The organism is Vibrio sp. 16, from assembly GCF_963681195.1.
Taxonomy (GTDB): Bacteria; Pseudomonadota; Gammaproteobacteria; order Enterobacterales; family Vibrionaceae; genus Vibrio; species Vibrio sinaloensis_D.
Genome location: NZ_OY808997.1, coordinates 19,604 through 36,299, shown reverse-complemented (window position 1 = coordinate 36,299; position 16,696 = coordinate 19,604). Strand labels below are relative to the sequence as shown.

Below are 16,696 nucleotides of genomic sequence, written 5' to 3'. Positions count from 1 at the left end.
CGAACTTTTTTAAAAACTGTGAGACTAATTGTCACTACTGTGGAAAAATAGACTACTCACCACAACTCATTCACTCGAGTTGATCGGGTATAATTGGACATTGTATCCGTTACTGCCCAGAAAGTAACGGAAGAGCAGAAATATTTATCTCAAGGAATCGAATCCTGATATGAAAAAGCATACTTTATCTGGCTTGTTGGCACTATCTGTACTGGTTGGCTGCTCAAGCAGCGAAGAGATCGTGCCAGACGTGCCACCATCTGAGCTGTATTCAGAAGCCCAGGTTTCGCTTCAAAGTGGTAACTGGCTTTCGGCCATCAGTCAGCTTGAAGCCTTGGACTCTCGTTACCCATTTGGCGCGTACTCAGAGCAAGTTCAGCTGGATTTGATTTACGCCTACTACAAAAATGACGACTTAGCTTTAGGGCTGGCAACCATTGAACGCTTTACCCGCCTAAACCCAACCCATGAAAAGCTCGACTGGGTTTTGTATATGCGCGGGCTGACACACATGGCACAAGATCGTAACTTTATGCACGATTTGTTCAATGTTGATCGTAGCGACCGCGACCCTGAACCGGTGAAAAAAGCGTTTGCTGATTTCAAGCGCCTACTTGAACGCTACCCGACTAGCCTATACGCAGAAGATTCGCAAAAACGAATGCTCGCGCTAAAGAACCGTCTAGCTGAATACGATTTGGCTACCGCAGATTTTTATCTTCGCCGAGAGGCTTGGATTGCGGCAATCAACCGTACGCAAGAACTACAAAAAACTTATCCAGATACGGTAGCGGCTCGCAAGTCACTGAAGATACAGCTGGAAGCCTACAAGCAGCTTGGTTTAGAAGATGCGATCAAACGTACGGAAGAGTTGATAAAGCTCAACCCAATTTAATTGGTGATTAATTAATCAGAACCGCTTCACATTTGGAGCGGTTTTTTTATGCACTTTCTTGGCTCAAATCAATCCTTGGACCTATTTTTAACCAATGAAGTTAAGAGGTTAATGAATGTTCAAAGTTGTATTAAGTCTTATTATTTTGTCACTCTCTATATCCCGCTGTTTTGCTCTTTCTCTCTCTCCTTTGCAAAAAGAGCCTTACTTGGGAGACTTGCCAGCTCTAGAGAAAAAAGGCGTCATTCGTGTTCTGGTCGCTGCCGATCTAGGTTTTTACTACATCGAAGATGGCAGACCGAAAGGCATCCTCGCGGAACTCCTCTACCATTTCGAAAAACAACTCAAACAACGCTCTTCCTATTTCAATCTACAAATCATTCCCGTTCATCGTGATGAGCTGATTCCTTCATTAGTGCAAGGATACGGCGATCTGATTGTGGCCAACCTAACGATAACGCCCGCACGTCTTAACTCTATCGATTTCAGCTTACCCGTATTAAAGGGGGTCAAAGAACGGCTTGTCACTGACCAATCCGTTGCTTCGATAGAAAACATCGAACAACTTAGCGGTAAAGAGGTTTGGGTTCGCGCAAGTTCCAGCTACTTCGAAAGCCTTCAGCAACTAAACCACCAGCTAGATAGCCTCGGCCTCCCTCCCGTGATTGTTCGGTTTGTCGAAGAAACACTGCAGGATCTTGAGTTGGTCGAACTCGTCAATCAAGGCCATATCAGCGCAACTATCTTAGACAGCCACAAAACAGAGCTTTGGCTCAAAGTCATGGACAATATTCAGGTACATGACTCAGTTCCCCTAAGAATAAATGGAGAAATTGCTTGGGCTATGAGAAAGAACAGTCCACAGCTGCAAACCTTTGTAAATCAATATTTGAAGACTTCCCGATCAGGTACCTTGCTCGGCAACGTTATTTACAGCAAGTATCTAGACAATACTCAGTGGCTGAGAAAAATCCTTAACCCAAACCATATCAACCGATTAGAAGCACTGTCGGGAATTTTTTCTCTCTACTCCGACCAATATGATTTTGATCCCATGATGATTTCAGCCCAGGGATTCCAAGAGTCGGGGTTAGACCAAAGTAAAGTGTCACACAAAGGCGCAGTGGGCGTTATGCAAGTCCTTCCTAGCACGGCAAAAGACCCTAACGTGAATATTCCCGACATTTACAAAGTCGACAATAATATCCACGCTGGCGTGAAATATATGCGCTTCCTAAAAGACCGATACTTTAGCGATGACAAAATCAGCCCAGACAACCAAGTTTACTTTGCACTCGCCGCATATAACGCCGGTCCTGCTAACATTAGACGCGTTCGCCGACTAGCTTCCCAGCAAGGCTACGATCCAAACAAGTGGTTTAAGAATGTCGAAATCATGGCCAGACGGCACATTGGTAGAGAGCCCGTGCACTACGTTGCTAACATCAACCGCTACTTCGTTATTTATAAGCAATTAGAAGCATTAAAAACGCTACGCGAGAGTCAATCTGCGTCAAACGCCATCAAAATAGATTTTTGGCGATAGCCGAATACAAGAGTTCAGGGAGCCACTAAGAAGGCATTGGGATAGAACGTGAGAAAAAGTGGAAGAACATTCACACTTTTGGTTGGGTTAAAGTTTAACCAAGGCTTTTTTTGAATCGAAAGAATGCGCTAAAAAACGAATGATTTTTAGTGCCTTACCTCTCCCAATCTAATGAGATTTCATTCTTACACAAGCTTTTTCGTAGTGACATCGATACACTCTTTGAGATGGATCACGTTTGTTTTGGGTGTTGAAAAACAGCAATCAAATAATGATCTCTGTCACATTATTTTTATCCATGAGCGGTAATCTGAACTCAACCCATGAGGGATGACACAGAGGAAAACATCTATGAAAGTAAACATCACTGGTAAAAATATCGACATCACCTCTGCAATCCGCACTCATATTGAGAGCAAATTTAAAAAGTTGGAAAAATGGCAAGTAGACATTATTGGTTGCCAAACAAGCTTCAGTGAGGAGCCGAACAAACAGATGAAGTTTGAAGCTGTCATCACGGTACCAAAAGGCCAACTGGTTGCATCTGCAACACACGAAGATTTATACGCTGCCGTTAATGAGGTAGAACAGAAACTAGAACGTCAGCTAAACAAACTACGCCACAAACCAGAAGCTCGCCGCACTGAGAAGCCAGAGCTAGAAGAAACTGAGCTAGAAGCGGAATAGGTTTACTGCACTAAGAGGATTCAAAAAATAGCGCCGAAAGGCGCTATTTTTTTGCTTGACGCTCCACTGGTGGTTGCTTATTGTGTTTACGGTTCCCACGATAAGTAGTGATTTATGCAAACAAACAACCTGTTCTTTTTTGACTTCTTTTTTCTCCACTAAATTTGGAGGCAGCCTCGTTTGCGGAAGATAAGTCAAAAACGAACAGGAAGCCTCCCACTGGGAGGCTTTTTTATTTTTAAGGAATACAGGATGACTGAACAAAAATACTCGCTCGAAGAGATCCGATTAAGACTAAATGAGCTTGACGATCAATTACTGCATCTACTATCTGAGCGTAGAAAAATGAGTATTGAAGTCGCGAAGAGTAAAGTTCAAACATCTAAGCCCGTGCGCGATGCTGGCCGAGAGCAACAGCTTCTTGTCAAACTCATTAATGCAGGCAAAGACAAATATGAGTTAGATGCTCAATATATCACGAAACTTTTCCACACCATCATTGAAGACTCCGTACTACTGCAACAGTCGTATCTACAAAATCTTGCTAACCCTGAACTTAGCCGAAAACCTCTTGCTCGAGTCGCTTTTCTTGGCGCCAAAGGCTCATACTCACACCTTGCAAGTCGTGAGTATTTCAGCCGGAAAAATACGGAACTCATTGAGCTCAATTGCGAGCACTTTAAAGAAGTCGCCAATACCGTAGAGTCAGGTCATGCGGACTACGGTGTGCTACCTATTGAGAACACCAGCTCGGGTTCAATTAATGAAGTCTATGACCTACTTCAACACACCACACTCTACATTGTTGGCGAGTTGACGCTTCCCATTGAACATTGCTTGGTGGCCACATCAGATATTCGTTTGGAAGAACTCAAAACACTTTACTCTCACCCGCAGCCCCACCAGCAATGCAGTGAATTTCTGGGCAAACTAAAAGGTGTGCAATTAGAGTCTTGTGCCAGTACAGCAGATGCAATGCAGAAAGTGCAAGAGATGAACCGTAGCGACGTTGCCGCGATTGGTAATGCCTCAAGTGGCAAGCTCTATGGTCTTCAACCGATTCAAAGTAATATCGCCAATCAAACTGAAAATCATACCCGATTCATTGTTGTCGCTCGCAAGCCTGTGGAAGTCTCGGCACAAATTCCAGCCAAGACGACACTAATTATGTCAACATCACAAGAAGCAGGCTCCTTAGTCGAGACTTTACTGGTGCTGCAGCGCTACGGCATCAACATGACCAAACTCGAGTCCCGCCCAATCATGGGCAATCCTTGGGAAGAGATGTTTTATGTTGATCTCGCTTCACATCTAGACTCCAATGAAATGCAGAGCGCCTTCAACGAACTGACTAAGATCACAAAACACCTGAAAGTTCTGGGTTGTTACCCATCGGAAAATGTGAAACCGACACAAGTTAAGTTGCAGTAAATATCTCTACCTAGCTCAAATTATTTCATATCTAAGCTGACACTGTTTATAAAACTTCTTAGTATTCAGAAGCTAAGTTGCATATTTATACAGTGTCAGCACTACATACTGACGCCATAGCAAACAACCAACCCTCAATGTAAGGCTATTTACTCGTTAGTATGAGAGCGCTCATCTCTATATTTCTCCTCGCATGTTGGACCAATAGTGCCATCGCGACGCCAACACCACTCAATATCTATTTATGGGAGGATACCCTATCCCCCAAAGTCATTAATGACTGGCAAGAAACACATGAAACGCCGCTGCAGTTATCCCACTTTGATAATGACGATGAACGCAGTCTATTAATGATGAAAAGCATTCAGTTGCCATTTGATATTGTGGTTCTAGACAACGTTTCAGCAAACATCTATGGCAACTTAGGCAGTTTCGAGCGCATCAGTGACCTTCCCAATCGAGCCCATAACGACAATAAGTGGAACCAAGCGTGTGGTGATTATGCAGTTCCCTATTTTTGGGGCACGGTGGGTATTGCTTACCGAAAAGATCGCATCGAGAACCCACCCACTACATGGAAAGAGTTTGTCGAGCCCAGCGAGGAACTCAAAGGTCGAATAGGTATGATCAACGATACCGTTGAATCATTCTTGCCCTTGTTTTACAGCTTAGGTTTATCACCAACAACTGAAAGCCGCGAGGAAATCAGACAAGCCTACCCTGCCCTCAAAACATTCAGCCAGCAAGTCCTCACCTTTGAATACATACTGAGCTACATCCGAAGCCAAGAAAACTCTGACAAGCTTCAGTTGGCCCTTGCCTACAGCGGCGATCAGTATTCACTCAATCGTTCATTTGGTCGTGACGCGTGGGAGTTTGTTCTGCCGGAAGGGGAAATTTATATATGGCTAGACTGTTTAGCGATAAGCAGTCACTCGAGTAATAAAAAGGCAGCAAAAGCCTTTCTTAACTATTTGTCTGGTCCCACAATTGCTGCAATGAATGCAACAGATATTAAAGCTGCAACGCCCAATTTAAGTGCATTAAAACTGATGCCTGATTGGTACAAAAATGATGCATCATTGTTCCCAAGCCCAGAACAACTTAAAAACAGTTACATAGACAGTATGCTTTCTGCAGAAAACATAAGCCTAAGAACGAAAATCATTAATCAAATAGTTAAGAATCATGAAGCTCAGTACTAGAGTTCTGCTTTTGGTTGCCCCCGTTGTTATGCTCAGCGCAGCAATGTCGAGCTATAGTATTTACGTAAACCAGAAAGACACGCTCATTAAGCGTGAAAACAGTTACTTGCAGCTCACGATGGAGAAACTTGCTGGCCATTTTCGCCAATCGGTCTCCCTAATTAATAGCTACTCACTGACGTTGATTAAAAGCGATATTATTCGCCACTACTTTAGTCAACCGGAGAACCCTTACCGAGAGATGCGGTTGATCGAAAACCTGCAAACAACTATTGATAACCTACAACCTAACAAACAAGACAACATTGCTGTCGCCATCGTAGACAGTGACCAACACGTTCGTTTTTACGCCGACAACCAAACCGATCCTTTTGCTACCCTTGATGAAAATGTCCTCAAATACATTCGTCACATATACAAGCAAACTGGGCAACTCTCCCATACCGGGTTTGCCAACAATTATCAGGGACAAAGCATACTGATTCGTTATGATGTGCTCGACAACGACACATTCACCTCGCCACTTAGCTACAACAAAGAGCAAGTATTTTTCGTTGTTGTCTCTTTATCTCTCGATAACTTTGACCAGCTCAAGCACATTTTAGAGTTTGATAACGACAGCAGTATCTTCTTCGCTCAAGAACCCGTAAAAAAATCGGGACTCACTCAATCGGTTGAGTTGAAACCCAACTTATACGCGGTGTTGGATCCTGCTCAGTACTTACTCAATGAGCAGTTAAACAAGATTGAAAACAAGCTCTTACTTGCGTTTGGGGCTTCAGCCGTTTCTACCGTTCTTATCTTGTTGTTTTTACTCTATCGCCACGTAATTAAGCCGATAACAAGACTCGATCACCAACTCCAAGAAGTCGAACTGCAAAAACGCTCAAACATCGAAAAACTCTCTGCAGACAATGAGATTGGACGTCTGTCAGTCCGCTTTTATGACATGTATAAAGAGCTCAACTCGAGTTATCAGAAAACCAAAGCGATGGCAGAGAACGATCACCTCACGCAACTCGCCAATCGGTATCAGTTCCAAATGTTTGTGGAAAGAACGATAGCCAACAAGTTAATCGATACTCGCGCTTGGATCCTCTACATTGATCTCGACAACTTCAAATACGTCAACGACAAATACGGTCATCATATTGGCGACTCACTGCTGGTCAATTTCGCAGAGCACATTCGCCAGCGCTGTAACGAATTTGAATTGAAGTACAGTGTAAAATGCCTTGCTGCAAGGCTGTCAGGCGATGAGTTTGCTGTCTTTATTTCGTCAGTAAACCAGCATTCTAGTTACGCTCCTGAGATTGCGAGGGCGGTGTTAGAGCCGATTCAAAATAGCGCGAACTCTCCACTTGGCAACTTTCCGATTACCGCCAGTATCGGCATCGCTTCATACCCTGAAGATGGACGAGACCTTACTAGCTTGCTCTCTCATGCTGATACCGCGATGTATCAAGCGAAACGAGCGGGTAAAAATCAAATCGCACACTACTCTAAAGAACTGGATCAAATCGTCCGCCGCCGCTCTCAAGTTGAGCGAGCTTTGCGTTCAAGCAACCTAGATCAGGAATTCCAATTACTCTATCAACCCTATTTTGATCGAAGTGGTTTAGAAGTGCGCGGGCTAGAGGCGCTACTTCGCTGGGAGTCCCCCAAACTAGGCACGGTCAATCCGAGTGAATTTATTCCTATCTCCGAGCAAATTGGTTTGTTTGGCACAATTGACCGCTGGGTAGTAAAACAAGCCTTTGAAGACTTTTCAGCCATTCAGAACTGTTTCGACTGGCCCGTCCAATTATCGATTAACTTGTCCTCTGCTGAACTAGATTCATTGCAGCTCGCGCAATATATTCAAACCATGGCCGAACGGTACTCAGTTCGTCCGGATCTTATCGACTTTGAAATAACAGAGACGTTCGCATCAGACTCTCAAAGTTATCTCTTATTGTATGAGCTGTCACAGATGGGCTTTAAATTGACTATTGATGACTTTGGCTCTGGCTACACGTCCATTACCCAACTAGTTGAATACCCAGTACAAAAAATTAAGTTTGATCGTGAGTTTCTAGAAGCACTGACCAAGACAAATAACCAAACGGTGGTGAAGCCACTGGTTGACCTTTGTCATTCTCAATCTATGCTTGTGACCGCCGAAGGGATTGAGTCAAAAGAGATGCATCAGTGGCTGGCGAACAATCAATGTGATTACATGCAAGGCTACTATCTGTCTCCACCAATCTCCATTGAGCAACTGAGACAGCACAACAAAAAGTCGAAAGGAAACACAGATGTCAGTGAAGAAAGTTATTGTCGCTTCGCTTAACCCAGCAAAAATCAACGCCGTACAAAGTGCATTTCAAGCCGCCTTCCCGCAACAAACCTTCGAATTTTCAGGAGTAAAAGTGCCTAGCGAGGTTGCTGACCAACCGATGAGCAACGACGAAACCTATGAAGGCGCACGCAATCGCGTGAGAAATGCCAAAAGAGTGTTTCCTGGTGGCGATTTCTACGTCGGGCTTGAAGCTGGGATTGAATGCAACATGACCTTTGCATGGATGGTGATAGAATCCAGCACTCACCGCGGCGAATCTCGCTCCGCAAGTCTTATGCTTCCTCCGCTCGTGCTGGAAAAGCTGGCCCACGCCAATGAACTGGGTGATGTGATGGATGAGGTTTTTGCTACGGAAAACATCAAACAAAAAGGCGGAGCGATCAGCCTGCTGACACAGGATCTGTTAACTCGCAGCAGTGTTTATCACCAAGCACTGATTTTAGCGCTGATTCCTTTTACCAACCCGACACACTTTCCAAGTAACCTGTGACACTAAATAGAAAAAGGTGCCTCGTGGCACCTTTTTTTAAGACTTTTGCTTGAGTAGTTGGCTTAACAACTGTTTGTCCTCTTCAGACTTGGACTTTAACTCATTGGAACCGCGAGTAATCGTTGCAATCCCTACACCTAGCATTTGACTGATTTGGCGTTGAGACAACTCCCCTTTTAGTAGCTCGCGAAAAATATTGACTCGAGCGACCAGCGACTCTCGCTCGTCGGGCGTTAATAGCATGGTGAGCAACATCTCATGCTGCTCCGCTTCACTGCTGCTTTTGACCAGATCTAGAATCTGCTGCCAGTCTGTATACTCAGGTTCAGTTGCCATCTGTTCTTGTTACCTATCAATACTTAGCGGTCATCTCATTTCGGTTTAGAAACGCACCATCTTCACCTAACAAGTCTCGATAGTAGGTTTCAAACATCAAAATATTTTGCACATACCCGCGTGTTTCCTTGAATGGAATCGCTTCAATGAAGGCATAAGCATCAAGCTTGCCTTGAGTACGCTCTCGCCAAGTTTTTACTCTGTGTGGTCCTGCATTATACGCAGCGAGCGCAAAAATTCGATTGTTATCGTACTGTTCGAGTAAGCCTTTCAAATAATGGCTGCCAATCTCGATGTTCTTGCCAACTTCGTACAAATCTTGCGTACCACCATAGCTCAATTGATACTTCCGAGCTGTGTACTTTGCCGTCGAAGGCATAATTTGCATGATACCGCGAGCCCCCACCGGAGAACGAGCTTCAACATCCATACCACTTTCTTGGCGAGCCAGTGACATCAAGGTAATGGGGTCGATACTATGTTTCTCGCCGTAAAAATTAAACCACCAGCGATGAGCAATTGGGAAACGTATCTTAACGTTGTCCCACATTTTGGCTTCAATGCTCGCCGTAACCGTTAAATGGTGCCATCGTTTGTAGGACGCATAAGCCGCCAACATCTCTTTTTGCAGCTCGCTCGCTCGTCTTAGCAACCAACGCCACTCGCTTTTGGCCGCGGCAATTTTATCGCGTTCAATCAACTCGGCAATCCGCACCAGTGAAGCATCAAAGGGTGAAATCAGGCTCTTATCCAACGTGACGGTAGAAACTGGGTAATCAATGGAACGTTTAATTTCTTTCGCAGCAGCAACGCTGTAAAAATTTCGCTGACCAACCAGTTTTTCCAATCGATTCATGCCTTTAGATTGCTCCCCCAGCGCGATCTCACTTCGACCAAGCCAATACTGCCAACGTAAGCTCTGCTGCTTCGCGATCGGCAGTAAATCAATCCAACGTTGGACACCTTGCCAGTCAAGGTGTTGAATCGCTAAACGAACGCGTCGTTCAATTAATACCGTGCTTTTTGATGCCGAAATCTGACCATCTCGCCACTGCGCTAAATCATCAGAATCAGTATTAATCAAACGAAACGCCATGTAATCCGCCAGCGTTTGCGCCTGTTCACCGGATAGCTTTTGCGCCTTGACCACATCATCAAACATGGATTGAGCAAGCTCGATGTCTTTTCTAGCGACTTTTTTCAATGCTTGAATGGTTTGCTGTTGGTAAAAGCTCTCAGCAGGATTACTGCGCGCAAACTCAACGACACTTTCAGGTTTACGAAACAACTCCGTCATTGCTTTCGCTTGTTGCTTTTTCTCAGCCCCAGAGACCAATTTACTTAAGTAGTTCAAAATCGCCCCATTTCGCGCTTCAAATGCAAGTTGCATGCGCTGCAATATCTGCTCGTCAGTTCTCAATCCGGCATTATTCCAACCTTCAAATAGGGGATCGCACGCGTCTGAAATAGAGTGCCCTGAGAGCCACAGCTTTTCTGCACCTGAGTACGCTTTCTCAAACTGCCCTTGTTGATAAAGCGCATTGTAATAGTGGCACTGGTAAGTTTCTCCTCGCGGCTCTACCGTTTGAAACTCAAGCAACCTTCGCCAATCTTTTTGCGCCGCTAAACGGTCAATGTAAGGCGCCCGAATTCGCCCCGAGAATGGCAGGGCATGGTAATCATCGATAAACTTGTTGACCTCCTGGGGTGAGCGCTCACCAAGGTCGATAAGAAATGCACGGTAGTCGACGTAGGGTGTGAGTGGGTAATCTGTAATTTGTCGACGAAGTTTCTGGTAACGAGCGACATCTTTTTTGTCTAACGCTTGTTGCGCTTGATCGTATATCTCACGCTGCTTTATTAAATCAGTGGCCAGTGCTGAAGTGGCATAACTTGCGCTGCAAACCATCGAAACTAGAGCAAGTAACGATGAAGGAATGCGATGCAGCGACTTAGAAAACGTCAGCATCATAGATTCTCTTCCTGTTGAGAATAGTCAATTAAGTTCTTAATTAATGCTTATTCTACGTAGTCCTGTAAAGGGCGCAGATGTAAATAATAATAAATTCACACAACTGTGACTTTTTCCTAGCTTTGTACGCCTATTTGGTCAGCAAAGCATCAATAGGAAAAGGGGATTTTGATGGGATACCTCACAGGGAGTAACAAAGCGCTTCATCTTGGTATAAAATAGCCATTTACGTGAATTGAATGTTAGGAACGATCGGCAATGGCTGAATACGTATATACCATGTCGCGCGTGAGCAAAATTGTGCCACCAAAGCGACAAATTCTTAAAGACATCTCTCTGAGCTTCTTCCCTGGCGCTAAAATCGGTGTTTTGGGTCTGAACGGTGCAGGTAAATCTACCCTGCTGCGCATCATGGCAGGTATTGATACCGATATTGATGGTGAAGCACGTCCACAACCAGGTCTAAATGTAGGTTACCTACCTCAGGAGCCGGTACTGGATGAATCTAAGACTGTTCGTGAAATCGTTGAAGAAGCGGTTTCTGACGTTGCGGGTGCAATGAAGCGTCTTGACGAAGTATACGCAGCATACGCTGAACCAGATGCTGACTTCGACGCGCTTGCGAAAGAACAAGGTGAACTAGAAGCGCTTATCCAAGCGAAAGAAGGTCACAACCTTGAAAATGCTCTAGAGCGCGCGGCTGACGCACTTCGTCTTCCAGAGTGGGATCAAAAGATCGAGCACCTATCCGGTGGTGAACGTCGCCGTGTTGCGATCTGTCGTCTACTGCTTTCGAAGCCAGACATGCTACTTCTAGACGAACCAACCAACCACTTGGATGCAGAATCTGTCGCTTGGCTAGAACGCTTCCTAGTGGATTACACGGGTACTGTTGTTGCTATCACCCACGACCGTTACTTCCTAGATAACGCTGCGGGTTGGATTCTCGAACTTGACCGTGGTGAAGGTATTCCATGGCAAGGTAACTACACCTCTTGGCTAGAGCAAAAAGATGCGCGTCTACAACAAGAAGCGTCTCAAGAGAAAGCTCGTCAGAAAACCATCGAGAAAGAGCTTGAATGGGTTCGTCAAAACCCGAAGGGTCGCCAGTCTAAATCTAAAGCGCGTATGGCTCGTTTTGAAGAACTGCAAAGCGGTGATCGCCAGAAACGTAACGAGACTAACGAACTGTTCATTCCACCAGGTGAGCGCCTAGGTGACAAGGTTATCGAAGTGAATAACCTCACTAAGTCATTTGACGGCCGTGTACTGATTGATGATCTATCATTCAGCATTCCTAAAGGTGCTATCGTCGGTATCATCGGTGCCAACGGTGCGGGTAAGTCGACACTATTCAAGATGCTAAGCGGCACAGAGCAACCTGACGCGGGCACAATCGAAATGGGTGACACGGTTAAGCTAGCGTCTGTGGATCAGTTCCGTGATTCAATGGATGACTCGAAGACGGTTTACCAAGAGATTTCTGAAGGCGCGGACATCATCAAGATCAACAACTTCGAGATCCCGGCGCGTGCTTACTGTTCACGCTTTAACTTTAAAGGTTCGGACCAACAGAAGATCATCGGCGAGCTTTCTGGTGGTGAGCGCAACCGTGTACACCTTGCTAAGCTACTTAAAGCGGGCGGTAACGTTCTACTACTCGATGAGCCAACCAACGACCTTGACGTTGAAACGCTTCGTGCACTTGAAGAAGCGCTACTCGAGTTCCCTGGCTGTGCCATGGTTATCTCGCACGACCGTTGGTTCCTAGACCGTATCGCAACACACATCATCGATTACCGCGATGAAGGTCAGGTGAACTTCTACGAAGGTAACTATACTGAGTACATGGAGTGGCTGAAGAAGACCTTAGGTCCAGAAGCAGCAGAGCCGCATCGCATCAAGTACAAGCGTATTGCGAAGTAATTTTACTCTCTCAGACGTTAACGCTTGAAATTTGTTCAAAGGCCGCTTAAATTAGCGGCCTTTATTATATAGCTCACAATACGGATAATTATTCTGATTGATGATGCTAAATAATGCGAACGACTCCGCATAGCTGTATTTTTAATTTTGTTACTCTGAGAGTTCAAATTAAGAGAGAAAACTATGATAGAACGCCGTCGTTTTTCGCGTATTGTTTATCGCGCCCCAGCAGTGCTGAAGCAAGCAATGAATGCTGTTGAAGCTTCAATCAGTGACTTGTCGTTACATGGCTTATTGATTAGCTGTGAACAAGCCGCCCTGCTCAATGCGAATGAACAAATCGATGTAGAATTTTCGCTTCCAGGAAGTGATGTAACGATCCAACTCGTAGGGAACATTGTTGGGGTTAATAACAATATGATCCGTCTCAGCATTGATCATATTGATATTGAAAGTATCGGGCATCTCAAGCGACTAATTGAACTCAATGTAGGTGATGATGAGTTATTGCATCGTGATATCGAGCACTTGTCTGACCTAGGTGAATACACCTAACGAAAGCAGTATGTCCAATAAAATTACCATCTTTATCCCAGATGCTTCTGGGGTACAACATTTTCATGTCTCTAGAAAGAGCTTAATAATACTCCTATCTACACTCTTGATTGCAGTTGTGGCCTGCGGCACATTTTTTTACCAGACTTGGCAAGAGAAACGCGCCGCCCAGCATAACTACAGCCTCTTGATGACTCAGCTAACCTATTCAGAGCAAGAGCGAAGCGAACTCGAGCAACTCTATGAAGAGCAGGTCAACGAAACTCATGCGGTCACTCAAGAGCTCGAAGACAAGAAAAACGAAATCCAGATACTCGGTAAGCGCGTATTCGATGTGGAATCGGTACTAGGACTCGCCAATGAAGAAAGTCTGGGTGAACAAAACTTAGAAGATCGTTTGGACGCCGCAGCCGTTGACTCCGCGGTTAGAGCAACCATGTTTCGTATGATTCCAAATGATACGCCAATGGAGTACTTGCGTATTTCATCTTCTTACGGCCGCCGTACCAATCCCATCACCGGCAAGCGCCACACGCACACGGGGATCGATTTGACCTGCAAGCGCGGAGAAGAAATTTACGCCCCAGCAGATGGTGTGGTTGAGACAGTACGCCCAAGCTCAAAAGGCTACGGCAATTATCTCACCTTGCGTCACTCTTTCGGATTCATGAGCTCATACGCGCATTTGTCCCGATTTAAAGTGCGCAGCGGTCAGTTTGTCAGCAAAGGGGATTTGATTGCTACCTGTGGTAACTCTGGCAACTCAACAGGGCCGCACCTGCACTACGAGGTACGCTTCTTAGGTCGAGCGCTCAACCCGCAATACACGATGGACTGGAGCCCTGAGAACTTTAACTACCTCTTTGAGAAAGAGAAAAAAGTAAAATGGGGGCCGCTCGTTCAGTTAATTGATAACACGGTTAGACTTCAAGTCAACTTGACCAATAAACCTTATCAAGATAGCTCGGTCAGCACGGTAAAAAACGAGCCAGAGCAAGCAATCGAGAACGTAACCGTTCAATAGATTATTTCAACAAAAAAGAGCGACCAAATGGTCGCTCTTTTGCTATTTACCCTCGATGGATAGAATCGTTGGCTTGTTTGAGCAAATTCTGGCTCTCGTTCATAAACTGCTGAGAATAATCGCCAAACCAGTCACTCACCTTATTAAAACTGGTGACAAATGCCTGTTTATCTTTGCTATCGAGTACTTGTAATGCCTCACCAAAACATTGGTGGAAGCGCTTGATCATGGCAATGTTCTCATCCGAAGAGAGGATAATATCGCCGTAAAGATTCGGATCTTGACCGAACAGCCTTCCTACCATTGCCAGTTCCAAACGGTAGATTGGCGAACTTAACTTCAGCAGCTTATCGATGCTTGGGTTTTCACGGCTCAAATGTAAGCCATAGGCAAACGAGGTAAAGTGTCGCAGCGCCTGAATCAGCGTCATACCATGATCGTGCTCACTAGCATCAATCTGACACAAACTTGCTCCCCAAATAGAGAACTGCTTCAGCAACCACTGGTAATGCTCTTCACCACGACCATCACAGTAGACAATCACTTGCTTAGCCAAACTTGGGACATCCGGACCAAACATTGGGTGCAAACCCACAACTGGCCCCGAGTGGACGTTTAGCATCGCTTGCAGAGGCTTGGATTTAATCGAGGTCAAATCACATAGGATGCAGTCATCAGGAAGTTGGGATAGCTTTTCAATCACACCCTCTGTTAGGTGAATAGGCACAGTTACGACAACCATACCTGCGTTTTCGAGAATCTCATCAGCGCGGTGCCAATCTTGACTGCCCAACACCTTTACATCGTAACCAGACAGTTTAAACATTCGTCCGAATAAACCACCTAATTGACCATTACCACCAACAATAACCACTGAACGCAATTCTGGATTGAGGCACTTAAAGCCCGAATCTTTTTCACTGGCGTAAGATTCACGCATTGTGCGACGCAGAATGTCTTCGATAAGTTGAGGCGGCACCCCTTTCTTCTCGGCTTCTTCTCTGCGTGAGGCCAGCATAGCTGCTTCTCTGTCCGGAGCATATATAGGTAAGCCGTGTTCACTCTTAACTTCACCGACCTTTTCCACCAGCGAAAGTCGCTGAGCCAATAAATCTAAAATCTGCTTATCTACTGCGTCAATTTGATCACGCAACTCGTTCAGTTCAACAGCCATTCACTTTCCTTATCTCTTATCGGCGATGATTACTTCAGACGATCTTCTAAAAACGGCACAAGCTCTTTGTGTGCATGACGTAATAGTGCCTCAGTTGTATCCCAATTGATACATGCGTCGGTAATAGAAACACCGTATTGCATTTCACTTAACGGAATATCAGATGACTGGTTACCTTCATTGATATGGCTTTCAATCATCAAGCCAATAATCGACTTGTTACCTTCACGAATTTGGTGAATCACATCCTCTGCAACTAAAGGCTGACGACGAAAATCTTTACGTGAGTTAGCGTGGCTGCAATCCACCATCAAAGACGCATCGAGACCAGACTTCGCCATGTCTTGCTCGCACTCAGTAACAGACACAGAATCGTAGTTAGTTTGCTTACCACCACGTAAAATCACATGACCATTAGGGTTTCCTTGGGTGGTTAATAACGCGACTTGACCTTCTCGGTTGATTCCCATGAAACGATGGCTCGAAGAGGCTGCTTGCATTGCGTTAATCGCCGTAGCAAGGCTTCCGTCCGTACCATTTTTGAATCCGATTGGCATAGATAGACCACTCGCCATTTCACGGTGCGTTTGTGATTCCGTCGTACGCGCGCCGATCGCTGCCCAGCTAAAGGTATCTGCCAAGTATTGAGGACTGATTGGATCCAGCGCTTCGGTCGCAAGTGGGATCTCCATCTCTGCTAGATCCACTAGAAGCTCGCGGCCGACATGAAGGCCATGCTCAATATCAAATGAACCATCGAGGTGTGGGTCATTAATGAGTCCTTTCCACCCTACAGTGGTACGTGGTTTTTCAAAGTAAACACGCATAACAATGTACAGCTGGTCATTTAGCTCTGCAGAAAGAGCTTTAAGGCGACGCGCATAATCCTTTGCTGCGTCTACATCATGAATTGAACAAGGGCCGCATACCACAAGTAAGCGATGATCTTTTTTATGAATGATATCGGCAACGGTTTGACGTGATTCTTGAATCGAGCGACGTGCATTATCACTCAGAGGGATTTTGGCTTTTAGCTCTTCCGGTGTGATAAGAACTTGTTCTTCACTGATATTGATGTTGCTGAGTTCACTTTTCTGCATAACTTTAAGCCTGT

Annotated in this window: 14 protein-coding genes and 1 other annotated feature; of the genes, 10 read left to right on the top strand and 4 right to left on the bottom strand. The window is 45.1% G+C overall.

Annotated features, from left to right (window positions below; translation table 11 throughout):
• Nucleotides 1–169: 169 nt before the first annotated feature.
• The 7 genes from bamD to yjjX all read left to right on the top strand — a co-directional run bounded on the left by bamD (nucleotide 170) and on the right by yjjX (nucleotide 8,595).
• Nucleotides 170–895 carry an outer membrane protein assembly factor BamD gene (bamD, locus tag U9J37_RS00160; RefSeq protein ID WP_038137442.1) on the top strand — a complete coding sequence of 242 codons (726 nt, stop codon included), beginning with the start codon at nucleotides 170–172 and terminating at the stop codon, nucleotides 893–895.
• Between the two features lie 115 nt (nucleotides 896–1,010).
• The gene (locus U9J37_RS00155; protein WP_005475889.1) at nucleotides 1,011–2,441 is read left to right on the top strand and encodes an MltF family protein; all 1,431 of its coding nucleotides are present in this window, start codon (nucleotides 1,011–1,013) and stop codon (nucleotides 2,439–2,441) included.
• 351 nt (nucleotides 2,442–2,792) lie between these two features.
• Nucleotides 2,793–3,128: a ribosome hibernation-promoting factor, HPF/YfiA family gene (gene hpf, locus U9J37_RS00150; protein ID WP_005475897.1), complete on the top strand. Its 336-nt coding sequence runs from the start codon at nucleotides 2,793–2,795 to the stop codon at nucleotides 3,126–3,128.
• 116 nt (nucleotides 3,129–3,244) lie between these two features.
• Nucleotides 3,245–3,365: a sequence feature (Phe leader region), on the top strand.
• A gap of 15 nt (nucleotides 3,366–3,380) precedes the next feature.
• A complete protein-coding gene (pheA, locus tag U9J37_RS00145; protein WP_005475850.1) occupies nucleotides 3,381–4,559 on the top strand; it encodes a prephenate dehydratase in 1,179 nt (392 codons plus the stop codon).
• Between the two features lie 161 nt (nucleotides 4,560–4,720).
• Nucleotides 4,721–5,764, top strand: coding sequence for a polyamine ABC transporter substrate-binding protein (locus tag U9J37_RS00140; RefSeq protein WP_005475858.1), 1,044 nt, complete (start codon nucleotides 4,721–4,723; stop codon nucleotides 5,762–5,764).
• On the top strand, nucleotides 5,748–8,096 hold the full coding sequence (locus U9J37_RS00135; protein ID WP_038137454.1) for a putative bifunctional diguanylate cyclase/phosphodiesterase: 2,349 nt from the start codon (nucleotides 5,748–5,750) through the stop codon (nucleotides 8,094–8,096). The genes U9J37_RS00140 and U9J37_RS00135 overlap by 17 nt, the downstream gene beginning before the upstream one ends.
• Nucleotides 8,062–8,595, top strand: a complete 534-nt coding sequence (gene yjjX / locus U9J37_RS00130; protein ID WP_043887395.1) for an inosine/xanthosine triphosphatase — start codon at nucleotides 8,062–8,064, stop codon at nucleotides 8,593–8,595. The genes U9J37_RS00135 and yjjX overlap by 35 nt, the downstream gene beginning before the upstream one ends.
• Nucleotides 8,596–8,631: 36 nt before the next feature.
• Here the strand turns inward: yjjX and trpR are convergent, their stop codons facing one another.
• On the bottom strand, nucleotides 8,632–8,931 hold the full coding sequence (trpR, locus tag U9J37_RS00125) for a trp operon repressor (protein WP_005475899.1): 300 nt from the start codon (nucleotides 8,929–8,931) through the stop codon (nucleotides 8,632–8,634).
• 16 nt (nucleotides 8,932–8,947) lie between these two features.
• Nucleotides 8,948–10,903, bottom strand: a complete 1,956-nt coding sequence (sltY, locus tag U9J37_RS00120) for a murein transglycosylase (protein ID WP_005475901.1) — start codon at nucleotides 10,901–10,903, stop codon at nucleotides 8,948–8,950.
• A 258-nt stretch (nucleotides 10,904–11,161) separates the two neighbouring features.
• Between sltY and ettA the strand changes: the two genes are divergently transcribed.
• From ettA to U9J37_RS00105, 3 genes are all read left to right on the top strand, one after another.
• On the top strand, nucleotides 11,162–12,829 hold the full coding sequence (gene ettA, locus U9J37_RS00115) for an energy-dependent translational throttle protein EttA (RefSeq protein WP_005475887.1): 1,668 nt from the start codon (nucleotides 11,162–11,164) through the stop codon (nucleotides 12,827–12,829).
• Nucleotides 12,830–13,012: 183 nt separating this feature from the next.
• The gene (locus tag U9J37_RS00110; RefSeq protein ID WP_005475878.1) at nucleotides 13,013–13,384 is read left to right on the top strand and encodes a PilZ domain-containing protein; all 372 of its coding nucleotides are present in this window, start codon (nucleotides 13,013–13,015) and stop codon (nucleotides 13,382–13,384) included.
• A 10-nt stretch (nucleotides 13,385–13,394) separates the two neighbouring features.
• Nucleotides 13,395–14,408, top strand: coding sequence for a M23 family metallopeptidase (locus U9J37_RS00105; RefSeq protein WP_039486399.1), 1,014 nt, complete (start codon nucleotides 13,395–13,397; stop codon nucleotides 14,406–14,408).
• 46 nt (nucleotides 14,409–14,454) lie between these two features.
• On the opposite strand, the gene tyrA is transcribed toward U9J37_RS00105, so the two are convergent.
• Entirely contained in the window at nucleotides 14,455–15,582 is a 1,128-nt protein-coding gene (gene tyrA / locus U9J37_RS00100; RefSeq protein WP_005475847.1) for a bifunctional chorismate mutase/prephenate dehydrogenase, read from the bottom strand.
• A gap of 29 nt (nucleotides 15,583–15,611) precedes the next feature.
• Complete coding sequence (locus U9J37_RS00095) at nucleotides 15,612–16,682, bottom strand: 3-deoxy-7-phosphoheptulonate synthase (RefSeq protein WP_005475883.1); 1,071 nt, start codon at nucleotides 16,680–16,682, stop codon at nucleotides 15,612–15,614.
• Nucleotides 16,683–16,696: the final 14 nt, after the last annotated feature.

What these genes read in the sequence shown, in the direction of transcription:
- bamD (WP_038137442.1), top strand. Translation starts at nt 170, where the DNA reads ATGAAAAAGCATACTTTATCTGGCTTGTTGGCACTATCTGTACTGGTT.
- U9J37_RS00155 (WP_005475889.1), top strand. Translation starts at nt 1,011, where the DNA reads ATGTTCAAAGTTGTATTAAGTCTTATTATTTTGTCACTCTCTATATCC.
- hpf (WP_005475897.1), top strand. Translation starts at nt 2,793, where the DNA reads ATGAAAGTAAACATCACTGGTAAAAATATCGACATCACCTCTGCAATC.
- pheA (WP_005475850.1), top strand. Translation starts at nt 3,381, where the DNA reads ATGACTGAACAAAAATACTCGCTCGAAGAGATCCGATTAAGACTAAAT.
- U9J37_RS00140 (WP_005475858.1), top strand. Translation starts at nt 4,721, where the DNA reads ATGAGAGCGCTCATCTCTATATTTCTCCTCGCATGTTGGACCAATAGT.
- U9J37_RS00135 (WP_038137454.1), top strand. Translation starts at nt 5,748, where the DNA reads ATGAAGCTCAGTACTAGAGTTCTGCTTTTGGTTGCCCCCGTTGTTATG.
- yjjX (WP_043887395.1), top strand. Translation starts at nt 8,062, where the DNA reads ATGTCAGTGAAGAAAGTTATTGTCGCTTCGCTTAACCCAGCAAAAATC.
- trpR (WP_005475899.1), bottom strand. Translation starts at nt 8,931, where the DNA reads ATGGCAACTGAACCTGAGTATACAGACTGGCAGCAGATTCTAGATCTG.
- sltY (WP_005475901.1), bottom strand. Translation starts at nt 10,903, where the DNA reads ATGATGCTGACGTTTTCTAAGTCGCTGCATCGCATTCCTTCATCGTTA.
- ettA (WP_005475887.1), top strand. Translation starts at nt 11,162, where the DNA reads ATGGCTGAATACGTATATACCATGTCGCGCGTGAGCAAAATTGTGCCA.
- U9J37_RS00110 (WP_005475878.1), top strand. Translation starts at nt 13,013, where the DNA reads ATGATAGAACGCCGTCGTTTTTCGCGTATTGTTTATCGCGCCCCAGCA.
- U9J37_RS00105 (WP_039486399.1), top strand. Translation starts at nt 13,395, where the DNA reads ATGTCCAATAAAATTACCATCTTTATCCCAGATGCTTCTGGGGTACAA.
- tyrA (WP_005475847.1), bottom strand. Translation starts at nt 15,582, where the DNA reads ATGGCTGTTGAACTGAACGAGTTGCGTGATCAAATTGACGCAGTAGAT.
- U9J37_RS00095 (WP_005475883.1), bottom strand. Translation starts at nt 16,682, where the DNA reads ATGCAGAAAAGTGAACTCAGCAACATCAATATCAGTGAAGAACAAGTT.